This is a genomic window from Trichococcus patagoniensis, assembly GCF_003051085.1.
Taxonomy (GTDB): Bacteria; Bacillota; Bacilli; order Lactobacillales; family Aerococcaceae; genus Trichococcus; species Trichococcus patagoniensis.
This window is the reverse complement of record NZ_QAOM01000008.1, coordinates 56836-72740: the sequence shown is the minus strand read 5'-3', so window position 1 is coordinate 72740 and position 15905 is coordinate 56836. Positions and strand designations below refer to the sequence as shown.

Below are 15905 nucleotides of genomic sequence, written 5' to 3'. Positions count from 1 at the left end.
TTTGACTATATATTTGCTATTTAGCCTTTTTAAGCTCGCGGTTTCTTAAGGTTACCGCAAAGAAGAATGAAGCTAAGCAAACGATCATGAAGACGATGCTGACGATGATAGTTGTATTGTAATTGCCGGTTGCATCGTAGAAGTAACCCAGCAGCGGGCCGCCCAAAGCTAAGCCTAGGCTGGCTGCTATCGATAGGATGCCCCAAACGGCGGTGAATTCTTTTTTACCCAAAACCTCTAACGTCACTAGTTGGTTCATTACGGCAGGAACGCCTGTGCTCACTGCATAAATCATCGCTCCGCCGATTAGGATTTTGATGTTATCGGTTGCGGCAAAGATGCAGAATGCAAAGATGTAGATTGCCGTGAAGATATAGAATGCTTTCGTTGCACCCAGCTTGTCGCTGACCAGGCCCATGACGACTTTTGATGCAATCATGACGATGGATGCAATCGACAAAATCATCCCCGCCTGAACATCGGTAGCGCCTTTTGTCGTAAAGAATATCGGAATTTGTTGCGTGAAGGTAGAAATCATTGCGAAACACACGAAAGCCACGGCCAATAAGTAGAATACCGGCGAACGCAATGCTTGCACATAAGTCATATCCGTATCTTTATGTTTGATGTTTGCCGACGAAGCCTCATTCGCTGCTTGCTCCGCTGCTGCCGCAAGCGAATCTTGCGTCACGCCATAAGGTAACATGCCTACATCAGCAGGCTTTTCGATCAGCAGGAATGCTCCCAGGAACAACGCGACAGCGTACATGGCGCCCAATAACAGGAAGCCTTTTTCCCAACCATAATTTTGGATGAAAGACGGGACAACAGCGCTCGTGATGGCGGTGCTCAGGCCGATCATTGCAGCAACGATAGAAGTTGAAGACATCATGAAAATCCCGATGACGATTGCCGCTGAGTAGAATGCAAGCAAGGATCTGCCGTTGGCCAACAGGAGGAATCCCTAAACCGAGCATCAACAGCATGCCCGCTATGATAATCCGTATGTATTTTTTCGACAAAATAAAACGCTACTCACAATGATATATTTTTCCTTCGTTTTAAATAAAGCCGCCATCTGCTATTGAAAACACTTCAATCAAGAGACATTATTCACATGTTTTTTCATTTAAATACCGTTTTTGGAGTAGACAACAAAGTAAATCAGACTGAACAACGATGTTTGTGTAGATTCAATCTCATAATGCTTACAGACTAACCTCGTTCATTATAAAGGTTTATTCTCACAGTATCTGAGCAATACAAAAAAGCCGGAACCGAAGTCCCGACTCTATTGCATTGATGAGGAAAGTTAATAGCAGCTTAAACCCTATCAAGGATACCTTGCTGTTTTATCATTTGATGATTGAACTTGTCGTCTGGCCGCCAATAGTAAAGTTCACATCTCCTATAGAGACGCTATCGACAACAAAAGTGAACATCCGTTGTTCAGTCGACTGGATTAATTTTTCGGATGTGAAGGATACCGTCCCGTTTGCTCCGGCATTCCCGGAATTAAGGCTTGTCGTTGCATCTTCCCAGTGGCCTGTGACAGTTGCATCAGCTACTTGGGCACCCGCTTCCATGACCTTCACTTTGGCTGTTGCCCATACATAATTAATTTTGTTTATTTTTCTGGTTGTGGCGCTCATCTGGACAATTAAATCCACAGTCCTTGCAGGTGCAATTGGAGGTGCAACATTTATGGTCACTGTTGCAGTGTCCGTTGCGCCTGCGCTGTCCTTTACTTCATACACAAAGGTGTCCGTGCCTGTGAAGGCAGCGTTCGGTGTATAGGTGATATCTGGCCCAGACCCACCCACTGTTCCGTTTTCCGGACCTGATGCAATCATGTAGGTCATCGAATCGCCGTCTGGATCCGCAGCGATGAGTGTGATTTCTACAGATGTATTTTGTGTTGTGTTGACAGTCTGGTCATACGCGACAGGTGGAGTATTTGTCCCAGGCACAATACCCAGCGCTGAGGAAGCGTCCACTAATCCGTAGCCGTACAGGTTGTCCTTACCTGTATCCCCCAAATCCACGGCTGTTTGATTCATTTTATTGCGGACTGCCTCCGCAGTGTAGCTCGGATCAGACGCCATCAGCAAAGCTGCGACACCTGCGACATGCGGGGACGCCATTGAAGTTCCGCTTGCTTCAATGAAGTACTCGCCTGCGTAACCTGCGAACGAAAATGGCTGCGGGCCTGCAAAGTTGCTGCCGTCTTTCCAAGTCGACAGAACCGCTACCCCAGGCGCAGCTATTTCAACGTCTGAACCCGTGCTGGAAAAGCTGGCCCTCTGATTGTTTTTGTCGAGAGCCGCAACTGCTACTACCGATGCATATCTAGCAGGGTAACTGACATTATTGCCATTGCCCGCAGCACTCCCGTCGTTGCCTGCAGAGCCTATATGCAGAACCCCGGAGCTGGCCAGCACATCAAAAGCTTCCCGAAGCTGTGACGAATTGGATCCGGTGCCATAGCTATTATTTGTGATGCGTATGGGAGAATCAGGATGTGCGGCATTATAATTCTGAATCCACTGCAGCGCTTCAATAATCCTGCTTGCGGTACCTTCCCCATTGTCATCCAGAACTCTGAGCGCCACGATCTGTGCGTTTGGCGCAACCCCTACAATTCCGAACCCGTTGCTCGCTGCAGCAAGTGTTCCTGCCACATGGGTACCGTGCCCAAAAACATCCTCAGGGTAGAAATCATCCGAAACAAAATCGTAGCCTAATTCGTTTGCGGAAAAGTCAAAGTTGTCCTGAAGGTCAAAGTGATTGAAATTCACTCCGGAATCCAAGACGGCAACCTTGACTCCCTCGCCGGAATAGCCAATGGCATGCGCTGCATCGGCGTTGACTGAATCCACACCCCAACTGTTGCCTAGCTCGTTTTCTGGCGTATATTCAAGTGCCTGCACGGCAACATCCAATTCGACTACTTCCACCTGCGGATTATTCTTAAGCGCTTCGATGGCTTTCGCCGGAAGTTTTCCGGAAACCGCTGGGATAATGGTGAAAACATTGCTGACCTCGCCGCCCAAGCCTTTGAATGCATGCAATTCCGCCTGACCAGGCTTGTCTTTAAATCTTACAATCACATCCTGAAAATCGGCAGAATTGTTCGGGGTTGCCGCTGCCTCAGATGATGATTGGGATGCCATTGCCTCAGTATTTATTGATGTATAGTTAAAAATGAACAAAGATGTTAATAAGACTGCATAAAATCTTTTCGAAAACATATTATTTCCCCTTTCTTGCTATCAAAAATCGACCACGGATGGTCGGTTACGCCTTTGATTTCAAACGATTCTAACATTATATTATTTTAGTGCATTATTCTTTGATTGTATACCTTTACATTGATTGTTTTCGAGAAGAAGTTTCTTTGTTTCCAGAATATCTTTTTAAAATTGAACGTAATCGTGCTGTTGTGGTAGATTGGTTCAATCACATTCAATGCTAATCTCTTGACTGGTCTCAACCGCAGGAATAAGATGAAATGGAAACCGGATATGTAGCGTTAAAAATACATCAAAAATTAAAAAGGAGATCAGACTATGAACTTTGATAGCGGTGACTCACGCTTCTACAAAAACGATGAAAATGAAAATTTGATATGCGAAATCAACTATTTTGTTGATGGCAGCGGGATGATTGTCATCGACCGTACTTTTGTGAATGACGATTACCGTGGCCAAGGAATTGCCGCGCAACTGGTTGAACGCGTGGTGGAATTGGCCAGGGAGGAAAACAAAAAAATCATCCCGATCTGCCCTTTTGCCAAGGGCATGCTCGAAAGGAACAGCTCACTTTACGCTGATGTGATGGGCTAAGATTTTTCCACTCGGTCAAATTAAAAATAGGCAGGCAAAAAGCGGAAAGACTGTATGTTGAAACAGTCTTTCCGCTTTTGTTTAATTTTTTTTGTATATCGGTTCGTTTTTCCCGGTGAGGGGCCGCTCGCCGGGAAATCCACTACAATCCGGATGCTAATTACCGTTGAAGCTATCCTCATCGGTAATTTCGCCCGGATTACGAGGCATTTACCCGGTGAAGGGCTCCTCACCGGGTAATTTGCCCTTCGCCAAAAAAAAGAAACCCTGATGATCAGGATTTCTTTTTTTAATCGTTTATTTGCGTTCCCGTTTCTCGACTTTCTTCCCGACAGCCGCCAAAAAGATCGTGAATTCGTCTTCGCCGTCCAGATGCAGCAGTTCGTCGACCATGTCCTGATCGTAAATGCCTAATGCGCAGGTACCGGCATCAAGCGATTCGCTCGTCAGGTACAGATTCTCCATGACCGCGCCGATGTCGATCAGGATCTTTTTGTGGGCGGTGATGTCGTATTTCCACTCCGAGCGGTACGGAATGCAGCTCCAGGAGAAGATGACCGAAGCGCGTTTGGCGAAATTCGGCACGAACGGCTGATCGAGCGTCATTTTGTCGACCTGCTCATCAATGTCGTTGACTTCGCTCAGGTACAACAGTTTATGGCAATCCGCCAAATAACGGTATACGCCCTTCTTCAAGCCATCTATGTTCAGGATGAACAAGTACGTTTCGAAGGAATGCGTGCCGCCGCTGCATGGGACCGTACGGAAAGTGATGCCTGATCGGTTGGTGCCGGTGATGGCCTGCGTGCTCCACAACAGGTAGGACAGTTCGTCCAAGGTGAGCGCATCTTTCGCATAATGGCGGACACTTCTTCTTTCCTTGATGATTTCGTAGATGTTTTCCTTTTTAACGACACTGCCATCGACGGCAGGCAGATCGATGATTTCCGCATCCGCAGCGTGGGCTTTGACGTTGGGCGGTTGCGGGATCCCTTTCTGTTTATCCGTTTCGATCGCGCTGAATGTTTTGAAATCCGACTTCAGAAAATTGCGTTGTTCCTCATATCTAGGCATGGTAAACCTCCATTTTTTCTACTATTTTACCACGCATTGTGAATGTTCGCACTATTACAGACTAAGGGTTTCCCCTGTATTTTTAGGTCATGTCGGCGCAGAATCGCTATTCCTCTTCTTCATCCTTTCGGTATTCCAGAATATCGCCGGGCTGGCAGTCCAAGGCTTTGCAGATGGCTTCCAATGTCGAGAAGCGGATCGCCTTCGCTTTTCCGGTTTTCAGGATGGACAGATTGGCCATCGTGATGCCGACGTGCTGCGACAGTTCGGTGACGCTCATTTTTCGTTTTGCCAACATGACGTCTATATTGATGATTATTGCCATTTTTCCCACCTCATATCGTGAAGTCATTTTCTTGTTTGATTGCGATCGCATTTTGCAGGAGTTTCTGAAGGACAGCGGCAAAGACGGCAATCACCATGCAGGCAAAAATGATGATCAAGCCGATCAGGACGATACCGGGAGCGTCATCCATATCACCCATCATAAAAATGAACGGCATAAACAGGATGAACAGCCCGCCGATTGAAGCTGCGCAGAGTTTAATGTTCTTCAGCACTTGCACCGTTAAATCGGAAAAAGCCAAATCCTTATCGATGTAGCCCAGCAGTTTAAAGACTTGGTACAAGGCGACGAAATAGATGCCAGCAGATGCGTACAGTCCGATCATGAATGGATATTGCAAATAAGTGAGACTTGGAACCAGTTCGACCAAGAAAGCCGCAATTTCCGGGATAATAAAAATGCATAGCGCCACTACCGGAAATCCCATCAGAACAACGACCGCCTTCAAAAAGAATGTTTCTCGTTTCATGTCTACAACACCTCGTTTGGATTTGTTACTGTTAGTTTATCCCGCAATTTATCGTTTTAAAATAATTATTTATTCTTTTAAGCGTTTCTTAACTAATGTGCTCCAACGCTACGGACGCGAATTACCGGCAAGGAAGTCCTCGCCGGTAATTTCGTCGTTATCGTACTGCGATTTCCCGGTGAGGGGCCGCTCGCCGGGAAATCCAACAACATTCGGCTGCTAAAACCCGGTTAGGGGCGCCTCACCGGGTTTTCCGCCCCAGATCCATCAAAAAAGCCAGACCCGCGCACGCATGCGGATCTGGCTTTTTTGTAAATGTTCCTACAGATATTTCTCCAGCATATGTGCGATGCCGTCTTCGTTATTGGACAACGTGATTTCGTTGGCGCTCGCTTTCAGGGCGTCGATCGCATTTCCCATCGCGACACCGATCCCTGCATAGGCGACGATGGAAGCATCGTTCTGCCCATCACCGAAGGAAATGACATGCTCCGCATCGATACCCAGCGGCTGCAGCGTTTTGTCCAGTGCATAAGCCTTGTCGATGCCTTTGTCGGCAATCTCGAAATAGAACGGCGCCGAGAAAAATCCGTTGATCTGTCCTTCAAACGGCCGCATGATTGCTTGCCAGTGCTGCGCCAAATAATCCGGTTCGCCCGCGATCAAAATTTTATGCAGGGGGAAATCGACAAAGTCAGCCAGATGTTCCACTTCGCATAGTTTAAAGTCTCCGCTGCGGGATTCGTATTCGATGATGTTCCGCAAGCCGTGTGGCGGTGCGGTGATCATGCAATCATACACGTTGTTCACATACATGTAATCCTTATGCGCAATCATCGGTTTGACCTCGAATTGCTCCAAGTGCGTCAGCAGCGCTGCGCCTATTTCTTCGGAAATGCTTTGACTGAAGAGTATCTCATCCGTTGCACAATCCGTCACGCAGGCCCCGTTATTGGAAAGGAGCAAGCCATGATAGTGTTCCATCTTTAGTTCTTTTGAGAATTTCAGCATCGCCGGAAAAGGCCTACCGGAAGCCAGCACAAGTTTCAAGCCGGCTTCTTGAGCCCGCAATAATGATTCTCTCGTCTTTGGCGTGATTACTTTCTGGTCATTCAGTAATGTACCGTCGATGTCCAAAACAATTGCTTTCAGATCCACTCAGTTCACCTCATCATTCCATATTAAATCGTGATTTCGATTCTGTTTCCTTCCGGATCGCCGATGACGGACTCATAATAGCCGTCGCCGGTCACTCTGCATGGACTCAACAAAGGATAGCCTGCAGCCACCAATTTCTCCGTCAAAGCGTCGACTATTTCCTTGCTGCCTACCGAGATGGCCAGATGGGCAAATCCCAAGATTTCAGTGTTTTGAGTCCCTTTGATGACATCTTCGCGATGCATGATTTCCAATCTGGCGCCATCCGCGAAGGACAAGAAATAGGAGCGGAATCCTGATTTTTGGTTATGGTACAATTCCCCGGCTGTGGCTTTAAAATAATCACAGTAGAATGCTTTCATTTTTTCCAAATCCGCAGTCCAAAGACCGATATGTTCTATTTTCATCTTGTAATTCCCCCTTTGATAGTGTCAGTATAACCTCTTGAACAGAAAATGACAGGCGAAAGGCTTAGGTTGAAATAAATTTGTCTGGACTATCCGACCCGGAATCAAATGAGTGAAACAATCCTCTCAAAATCTCTGATTGCCTCCTATCGGTGGTATATGGTACTTTACAGACAGACGGATTTTTGATTGGAGGCGAAGCTCATCAATATCGAAAAAATCAAATATTACCTAGACTTGGTTGACTGCCGCAGTTTCACGGAAACAGCCAAACGGAACTATGTGTCGCAGACGACCATCAGCCAGGCGATCGCTTCGTTGGAGGATACGTTCCAGATCCGGCTGATCAACCGCAAAAAGACGCCGATTGAGCCGACAGAAGCTGGCCAGCTTTTCTACGAGGAAGCGCTGGTACTTTGGAAACAATACCAGGGCATGCAGAAAAAAATGCGCAATTTCCAAGCCAATCAACGGGAAACCTTGTCGATCGAATACTCCGCCATGACGGATATCCAGACGCTTCTGTCCGTCATCCCGGCTTTCCGTAAAGAAAACCCGCTCGTCGAACTGAATCTGAACAAGGTGCTGTTGAAGAACATTTCCGATTATCTCGTAAAAGGGATCTATGATGTGGCCATCGCTTTCGATTCCGAATTCGAGGGCAAAAAGGAAATCACGACGGTGCCGTTGTATACCGGAAAATATCAGGCCGTCGTCAGTGCAGGACATCCATTGTTCACGAAAGAATCGGTTACACTTGCCGAACTGTACCGGTACCCGCTCGTCATGCTGGATCCATCCGTCATCGGCGCGTCTTACGATCTGATGGTACAACATGCGCAAAAAGACGGTTTTCAGCCGCAGATCGCCAAAACCGTCGATGATGTCGAAACGGAATTGTTTACAATCCGGACCGACAACCTGATCGGCTTCTTTCCGGACAACTACAATCTCAATTACCCATCAGACGAAATCCGCATGATTCCGATTGAAGGCTCCTTCCATACTTTTGAAATCGCCCTGGGTTACCTATCCAGCAACGCCAAGCCGGCTATCCAAGCGCTGATCCGCTCCATCCAAGCGCATTATTCGATTTCCGAATAAGCCATTCGCTTTTTGTATTGGTTATTGCTCTCTATTTCACATATCATAAAGACAGATAAAAAAGAGATAGGGGACGATACTTTTATGGGTAAATTATTATTGACAGGCGTGGATGGAAACCTTGGAAATCAGGCGGCGGAGTACCTTTTGGATTTGGTCGAAAAGGACCAGCTGATTTTCTGTGCATACAGCGAGGCTGCATTAAAAAAATATGCGGACTTAGGCATTGAAACACATGTCACAAACTTCAACCACAAGGACGGCTTGGCTGAAGCTTTCACCAATGCCGATAAAGTTGCACTGATTTCGATGCCTTTCGTCGGGGAAAAACGCCAAAATGCACACAAAAATGTCGTGGATGCCGCCAAAGAAGCCGGCGTTCAGCAGATCATCTACACTTCATTGGTCAACGCGGCTGATGAAGGCAACCCGAGCATCGAAAAAATCGATCACATCTTTACGGAAGACTATATTAATGAAGTCGGCATGGATCATATTTTCCTGCGCAACTCTCAATATGCCGAAGCCATGGTCACCAACTACTTCACTTTCGTAAAAATGGGCGGCGTTATGCAGAACAACCAAGCTGACGGCAAAATGGCCTATATCTCCCGCAAAGATTGCGCCAAGGCCGTTGCGCATGCATTGGCTACCGATAAATACCACGATGCGGTCCTGAACATCAATGGCCCTGAATTGATGACCATCACGGATTTCGTGAATTACGGCAACGAAGCGACCGGCAACAACGTCAGCTATCAAGCCATCTCAGATGAAGAAAACTACGCCATCTTTGACGCGATGGGCGTGCCGAGAACAACAGAAGGCCAATTCAAAAAAGGCTCCGAAGCACCCTTCTCTTCTGAAGGCATGGTCACATTCGGCGAGGCGATCCGCCTCGGCAAAATGGATAACTTTACCGATGACTTCAAACAACTGACCGGCGAAGATGCCGTGACTGTGAAATATATGTTCGAACATGCCGATGATTTTCAGGTTGGCGAACGGCATTCGGAAGATAACTGAATCCGATAACTGAAAATGAAGGGGTGTATCCAAATCAGAATGGTATTTTCTTGCTTGGGTACACCCCTTTGACATTATGTGGTAATTGAACCTATGAACGGAACTAACTCTAGAAACCAGCAACTGCTCTTCTCCGCTGAACGCATGCTTCACCGGAGTTCGGCACACAATCTGCTTTTGTCCTCCGATGAGGCTGTCTTCGTCGGAGATACGTTCGGTTGTTAACGGTGTCCTTCGGTGAACAGCTCCTTCACCGGAGGACACCACTTTGCTTATTGAGCGCTAGAAAAATAATACGATGCAGAGAACCCTTCAGTATATGAAATCAAGAAGTTATCCCCTATTGGAGCGTATTTTACGACTCGGCCTGAAGCCTCTGCTCCCGGGAACAGATCGGTGTAGCCAAACTCGTTCCCGTTCAGAGTTCCATAGGCATCTTGGGCAATCTCACTTCCTGAAGAGGAAATGATGTCAAAGGACGGAAATGTTGTATAAGGTGTATCTTGATTTCCATCCAACAACTTCAGAGCAACATCAAAAATGACCCATTCCATTCCCTCTGGAGGTGCTTCATTGAATTGGTTTTCAGCCATTAGCGTGTCCAAGGCAGCCTGACCTTTTGTAATGCCATTGACTTGGAGGGAAATAGTCCCTTCGTAGTTCTCCGTCCAATCCTCATTGGAATACTCAACCGGAATTTCAATGGCTTGTCCCAAAGGCACAGGATTGCTTCTTTTTCCGACTATAGAGGAAGTGGAAGCAGATTCTTCTGTGCTTGTTTCATCCAGGGGCTCGGTTTCCTCAAAGGCACTATCCAACTCAGTGCTGAGGGACATAAAGCCTGACATGACCACATCCATCATTTCATCCGTAATTTCCGTAATATACCACTCGTTGTCCTCTTTAACTAAATTGATTTTCAATGTAGTTTCTTTGAACGTTTCCGAAACGATCTCTGCCTGTTCCTTCATCGTATCAGCGAACATTTGGTTTGTTTCATCTTCGGTCATTTCTGTACCGCTGAATGCCAAGGGCAACATTTTCATGAATACGGAACTGAATGTTGCTGTAATCAATGGAGCACCATCGACATACTTCGCATTCATCGTCACGACTGCCTTGTCATCGTCAATTTCGCTTTTTGTTACTTCATAAGTCATTTTTTCAGCATTGGTTTTGAAATATTCCAGTAGATATTCATTCGAATCATCAGTCAGCAGCTCTTCAGGCTCCGTCACTTCTTCCTCATTCGTGGAAAGGACAGTGGCTGCCATGGCTTCGGTATCAAGTTGTTGCCCAGCCGCAAAAAATTCTTCGACCGTCGATTCAGGTTTTGCGCCACTACAGCCGGCCAATAAAGCTAGTGACAGCATCGTTACTACGATTGTTCTCCATTTTCTCATTCTATTACTCCTCCAAGTTTCGAATTGTGATCCTTAGCACTCCTTTATGTAAATAACTACGGATTACCGAATTGATAAAGCAAATGTTTCTTTGATGGTAGTATCGCTCATTGATTGAGTCCAGCTTTTGATGTCCGGATACTCAAGAGCTCAGCGTTCTGAACCCTGCCAATAGAGGGATATTTATTTTAATATAATTGTACCACTATGCGGATGTTAAGCAACATTATTCAAATAAACTTTTTCCAGAAGTCTGCAGGAATTTACAGGAGCGTATCAATACCTCATTCCGGCAATCTATGTTATAACTATATTTGAATGATTTTAGAGGAGGTCACTATGCTTAAACGTTTTTTCGGCTATTATAAACCCTACAAGCAGCTGTTCATGCTTGATTTTTGTTGTGCTATTTTGGCGGCTGTCCTGGAACTTTCTTTCCCGGTCGTCGTCAACAGCGTCATTGATTCGATTTTGCCTTCCGGGCAGTGGAATTTGATCCTCATGGTTTCGCTGGGCCTGTTGGTGTTGTACATCGTAAACACAGCGATGCAGTATATCGTTGTCTATTTTGGGCACGTACTGGGCGCCAACATCGAGACCGATATGCGCCGAGAACTGTATGGCCACATGCAGAAGCAGCCTTTCAGCTACTATGATGACCAGCAGACCGGCAAATTGATGTCGCGGCTGACGACGGATCTTTTCGAAATATCCGAAGTAGCGCATCACGGACCCGAGGATATCTTCATCACCATCATCACCTTGTTGGGATCTTTTCTGTTGATGCTGCAGATCCATGTGCCGTTGGCGATCGCCACTTTCATCCTGATTCCCTTCATTACGATAGCGCTCGTCTTTTTCAACAAGAAAATGACGAAGATCAATACCCGGATTTTTGAAGAGCTGGGGGAATTCAGCGCGGGGATTGAAGCGTCTGTCAGCGGCATCCGCGTCGTGCAGGCATTCGCAAACGAAGCCTATGAAGCGAAACGGTTCGAAGGCTTGAACCAGGCTTATCGCCGGTCCAAAATTGCCTTCTACAAAATGATGGGCATCAGTTCTTCCTATAACTATCTGCTGATCCGGCTGATCAACCTGTTCGCGCTGTTCTTCGGCGCCTATTACACGATCCAAGGCCAGCTTTCCTACGGCGAGTTCGTCGGTTTCATCCTCTTGTCCAACATTTTTGTCCGTCCGATCGAAAAAGTGAACACGATGATCGAAAGTTATCCGAAAGGGATCGCCGGTTTCAGACGCTTCACCGAAGAACTTGACCGGACACCGGATATTCTGGATAAACCGGATGCTATCGAAGTGTCCCATCTGAATGGCGACATTGTCTACAATATGGTGTCATTCGGCTACGACGGTTCCAAAAAAGTATTGGATGGAATCAATCTGAAGATCCGCGCTGGTGAGACAGTCGCTTTCGTCGGTCCAAGCGGCGCGGGGAAAACAACCTTGTGCAACCTCCTTCCCCGCTTTTACGAAGCAACGGAAGGGACCATCACTGTCGACGGCATCAACATCCGGGATCTGACCATGCACTCGTTGCGTAACCAAATCGGCGTCGTGCAGCAGGATGTCTTCCTCTTCCCGGGTACCATCCGCGAGAATATCGCCTACGGCAAACTGGATGCTACCGATGCAGAAATTGAAGATGCGGCCAGGATGGCGAATCTGGACAAAGTCATCGCGGAAATGCCGAAAGGCTTCGATACGATGATCGGAGAACGCGGCGTCAAATTGTCCGGCGGGCAAAAGCAACGGCTTTCGATTGCGCGCATGTTCCTGAAAAATCCTCCGATCCTGATTTTGGATGAAGCGACTTCCGCCCTGGATACCGAGACCGAGCAAGTCATCCAGGAATCTTTGGATAACCTGTCGAAAGGCCGGACGACTCTGATCATCGCCCACCGTTTGACGACCATCAAGCATGCCGATCGGATCATCGTCGTCGATGAAAAAGGAATTTCCGAACAAGGCTCCCACAAGGAATTGCTGGCTCAAGACGGAACCTACCGCCGCCTGTATGAAGCCCAGTTCTTGGGAATCGATCAGTGATAATCAAAAGCATCCATATAAAAACAAGAAAGTGCTGTCTGGTGTTTCTGCGCATTCTCGGGGCGGAGACCCGAGAAAACCCGCATCTGTCGGCTGAACGGATACCGAAAACCGCAAAACACCAGACAAATCGCTCTTCTGTCGGGCGTACGCCCAGGACGGATCCGGAACAGTCGAGAGAACCCGCATCTGTCGGCTGAACGGATACCGAAAACCGCAAAACACCAGACAAATCGCTCTTCTGTCGGGCGTACGCCCAGGACGGATCCCTGAACAGTCGAGAAAACCCGCATCTGTCGGCTGTTCGGTATGCATAGCCATTCCAACAACCGACATCCACATATTTATGTGTCTCAAAAAAAGAAGAAGCCGTCTCATTTTATTTTGAGATGGCTTCTTCTTTACGGTTGGGTAGTATGTTTGTCCGGTCTGGGATTCGCGTTCATGGCGGATTTCCCCGCCAAAATGGTTTCGGCGGGTTGTTTCTTAGCATCAGAAGGTGCAACAGCCACTTCTGTATGAAGATCGGGAGACTTCTTTCGGCATTAAGTCAAAGGAAGCTAAGCTCAACTTAATCTGTAGGTCACGATGCCTTTATAATCTATCGCATAGACTTTTTCGTCAGCTTTCAGTCTGGCAAAAATGGCCTCGTTTTCTTTGCAGTTTCTGGAATTCAAAAAGCCTTCTACTTCGAATTGATTCATCGGATGGCGTTTGATGATGCTCATGATGGCTGCATAATCATCCGGAATCTCGCTGTGGAAGCCTTCGGTATCGAGAAAATTGATCGGAATCCCGCCTAATATGTCGACTGCGCGGTTCATCCTTTCTGGGCTGATCGCTTTGGCATAGGCTTCGGCAGGCGGACGGACCGGTGTATTGATGTAGACGCGGTCATATTTGATTTTTTTTAAAGCCTCCGCATACTTACTGAGGGATTCGTCATCGTCATTGATACCGTCTACCAGCATAATCTCAATCCACAAGGCCCCTGAATACTCCTTGGAAAAGGTGATCAAGCCGTCGTTGACCTGATCAAAATCGATTGTGCGGTGCGGGCGGTTGATTCTCCTGAACGAGGCAGCATCGTAGGCGTCCAATGTCGGAAGAACGATATCAGCCGCTTGTAATTCTGCGCGCAGCTCCGGATCATAAAGCAGGGCCCCGTTTGTGATCACCGCAATCGGCTTTTCGGTCCGTTCTTTTATTCCCAGCATAAGCTCGCCCAGACCCAAATAGAGGGTTGGTTCACCTTCTCCCACTATCGTAACGACATCAAAGGGCACAGCACTTTTCAAGAATGTGTCAAATTCATCCAGTATTTCCGCGACAGGAAAAAACATCTCACGCGTGTTCATGAAATGATCCGTTTTCCCGAGTTGGCAATAGATGCAGGAATAATTACAGGTCTTCTTAGGGATCGGGCTTACTCCCAAAGATATTCCGAGTCGTCTTGAAGGTACTGGACCATAAATATACTTCATGTCTGCCATTGACCATACACTCCTTTATGAGTATCCGTCGATTTGTATCCGCTCTCATGCCAAATTGACATGCTGGTGTCGATCGGTTCAAATCTCAGTTGAAAAGCTTTAAGACATTTTGAAAAAGAGACCCTAACCTGAAAAATTATCAAGCTAAGGCCTCTACTCATAACCTAACCATTATTTGCTATCATTATCCTGCTTATCCAACGGGACAGCAAGCAAGTCGACTTGATTTCCGGAAATTTCGGGTGCACTCTCTTCCTGAACGCATTTCTGGCGGTCTCTACCGTGTCTGCGTCTGCGGCAACCATTTCCGCAGCACTCCCCACTCTCATTGCATAGCCTGTATTCGCCACCCTCAATCCGCAGCATTTTCCCATTTACGACCAATTCAGCCAATTTTTTCCTTGCGCTATTGTACATGCCTTGCACCGTAGTCCGGGCGATATCCATTTGTTCTGCGCATTGCTCTTGCGTGAAGCCCTCTTGATCAATCAAACGGATCGTTTCATATTCATCTATCGTCATGAAGACGATCTGTTCCGGTTTCTTCTCGTCATTAAGAGGTCCAAACCGATCATTACTGGGTAAACAACATACTTTTCTCCATTTTCTTGGCCTAGCCATTATCGCAAAACCTCTTTCCGTTGTATTTGAATACATAATCATTGACAGTGACTCCAATTGATTTGGCAATTTTAGGGCATTTTGCTTTCAAAAGGAAAAATATTTTGCGGGACGCATCCGATAGGGCCTCGTAATTCCCTTGTCCTTTGCTGATGACAATGTCGGCAGTATTGAATACTTCCAGAAATGCCTCGCTGCATGATTCCAGCACCGCACCCGGGGCGCCGCAGCCAGTCGAAACAATATCAGCAACATTGTCCATTCCCACTCGCAGGGCTTCCTCGATTGTTACATCATTGATGATGGCCGCATCCCTTACCGCGTATATGACCTGGTGGTCCACTGCCAAAAAGCGCGCCAACAGTTTGTCAAAAACGGCTTCTCCGGCATTATCGCCGATGATCAGGATTGTCTTTGCTTTTTCCAAGTCCTTTTTGAAAGACCCTTCATCGGAGATGACAAAAGGCATCTCTAATTCCTCGATCAGAAAAGATTCGAGGTAGCGACTGCTGTACAGTGCCGAATCCATCACATTGCCTGTAGCGGAAATTTTTAACGCACATACCATTGGATCAATTGCTTCTTCAAGCAAGTTTACAAGCGTCGGTTCGAGGCTGAACGCTGTTTGGATATCACTGCTTTTGATGTTTGCGTATGGATCAGCGCTTTCCGTATATTTCTTCACAACTGCGTGCATATCTTCGCACACTTCCGGCGCATATCGGTAAGGTTTATTGTCGGAATATGCATTGAAGGCTTCACACAGGATCTTTTCCTGTAAATCCGTATCGTTTGTTACCAATCGCGTTGCCTCAAGCACTTGCTTCAACATGCAGGGCAAGCAATCCAAATATAATTCCATCCTTGGACCTCCTATATTATTTTCGTCTTTTTA

Annotated in this window: 15 protein-coding genes; 4 read left to right on the top strand and 11 right to left on the bottom strand. The window is 46.9% G+C overall.

Annotation, left to right across the window (positions count from 1 at the left end; translation table 11 throughout):
* Nucleotides 1-16: 16 nt before the first annotated feature.
* Both C8U37_RS06835 and C8U37_RS06830 read right to left on the bottom strand, forming a co-directional pair.
* The gene (locus C8U37_RS06835; RefSeq protein WP_108032520.1) at nt 17-952 is read right to left on the bottom strand and encodes an MFS transporter; all 936 of its coding nucleotides are present in this window, start codon (nt 950-952) and stop codon (nt 17-19) included.
* A 403-nt stretch (nt 953-1355) separates the two neighbouring features.
* Nucleotides 1356-3251, bottom strand: coding sequence for a S8 family peptidase (locus C8U37_RS06830; RefSeq protein WP_108032519.1), 1896 nt, complete (start codon nt 3249-3251; stop codon nt 1356-1358).
* 318 nt (nt 3252-3569) lie between these two features.
* Between C8U37_RS06830 and C8U37_RS06825 the strand changes: the two genes are divergently transcribed.
* Nucleotides 3570-3845 (top strand): GNAT family N-acetyltransferase, encoded by a 276-nt coding sequence (locus C8U37_RS06825; RefSeq protein WP_108032518.1) that lies wholly within the window; start codon nt 3570-3572, stop codon nt 3843-3845.
* Between the two features lie 297 nt (nt 3846-4142).
* Here C8U37_RS06825 and C8U37_RS06820 read toward each other — a convergent pair whose 3' ends face one another.
* The 5 genes from C8U37_RS06820 to C8U37_RS06800 all read right to left on the bottom strand — a co-directional run bounded on the left by C8U37_RS06820 (nt 4143) and on the right by C8U37_RS06800 (nt 7299).
* A complete protein-coding gene (locus C8U37_RS06820; protein ID WP_108032517.1) occupies nt 4143-4919 on the bottom strand; it encodes a SagB/ThcOx family dehydrogenase in 777 nt (258 codons plus the stop codon).
* Between the two features lie 106 nt (nt 4920-5025).
* Nucleotides 5026-5244, bottom strand: a complete 219-nt coding sequence (locus C8U37_RS06815; RefSeq protein WP_108032516.1) for a helix-turn-helix domain-containing protein — start codon at nt 5242-5244, stop codon at nt 5026-5028.
* A gap of 10 nt (nt 5245-5254) precedes the next feature.
* Nucleotides 5255-5734: a DUF2975 domain-containing protein gene (locus tag C8U37_RS06810; RefSeq protein WP_108032515.1), complete on the bottom strand. Its 480-nt coding sequence runs from the start codon at nt 5732-5734 to the stop codon at nt 5255-5257.
* 321 nt (nt 5735-6055) lie between these two features.
* Nucleotides 6056-6892, bottom strand: coding sequence for a Cof-type HAD-IIB family hydrolase (locus tag C8U37_RS06805; protein ID WP_108032514.1), 837 nt, complete (start codon nt 6890-6892; stop codon nt 6056-6058).
* Between the two features lie 23 nt (nt 6893-6915).
* Complete coding sequence (locus C8U37_RS06800; RefSeq protein ID WP_108032513.1) at nt 6916-7299, bottom strand: VOC family protein; 384 nt, start codon at nt 7297-7299, stop codon at nt 6916-6918.
* Nucleotides 7300-7488: 189 nt separating this feature from the next.
* On the opposite strand from C8U37_RS06800, the gene C8U37_RS06795 reads away from it, so the two are divergent.
* The gene (locus C8U37_RS06795) at nt 7489-8403 is read left to right on the top strand and encodes a LysR family transcriptional regulator (RefSeq protein WP_211306146.1); all 915 of its coding nucleotides are present in this window, start codon (nt 7489-7491) and stop codon (nt 8401-8403) included.
* Between the two features lie 84 nt (nt 8404-8487).
* Entirely contained in the window at nt 8488-9429 is a 942-nt protein-coding gene (locus C8U37_RS06790; RefSeq protein ID WP_108032512.1) for an NmrA family NAD(P)-binding protein, read from the top strand.
* A 272-nt stretch (nt 9430-9701) separates the two neighbouring features.
* On the opposite strand, the gene C8U37_RS06785 is transcribed toward C8U37_RS06790, so the two are convergent.
* On the bottom strand, nt 9702-10832 hold the full coding sequence (locus C8U37_RS06785) for a DUF4878 domain-containing protein (RefSeq protein WP_108032511.1): 1131 nt from the start codon (nt 10830-10832) through the stop codon (nt 9702-9704).
* Nucleotides 10833-11171: 339 nt separating this feature from the next.
* Here C8U37_RS06785 and C8U37_RS06780 point away from each other — a divergent pair, with 339 nt between their 5' ends.
* Nucleotides 11172-12896: an ABC transporter ATP-binding protein gene (locus C8U37_RS06780; protein WP_108032510.1), complete on the top strand. Its 1725-nt coding sequence runs from the start codon at nt 11172-11174 to the stop codon at nt 12894-12896.
* A 566-nt stretch (nt 12897-13462) separates the two neighbouring features.
* On the opposite strand, the gene C8U37_RS06775 is transcribed toward C8U37_RS06780, so the two are convergent.
* The 3 genes from C8U37_RS06775 to C8U37_RS06765 form a co-directional block, all read right to left on the bottom strand.
* Nucleotides 13463-14389, bottom strand: a complete 927-nt coding sequence (locus C8U37_RS06775; protein ID WP_108032509.1) for a radical SAM protein — start codon at nt 14387-14389, stop codon at nt 13463-13465.
* A gap of 171 nt (nt 14390-14560) precedes the next feature.
* Entirely contained in the window at nt 14561-15010 is a 450-nt protein-coding gene (locus C8U37_RS06770; RefSeq protein WP_108032508.1) for a DUF134 domain-containing protein, read from the bottom strand.
* Nucleotides 15003-15872: a damage-control phosphatase ARMT1 family protein gene (locus tag C8U37_RS06765; protein ID WP_108032507.1), complete on the bottom strand. Its 870-nt coding sequence runs from the start codon at nt 15870-15872 to the stop codon at nt 15003-15005. Before C8U37_RS06765 ends, C8U37_RS06770 begins: the two co-directional genes overlap by 8 nt.
* Between the last annotated feature and the right edge of the window lie 33 nt (nt 15873-15905).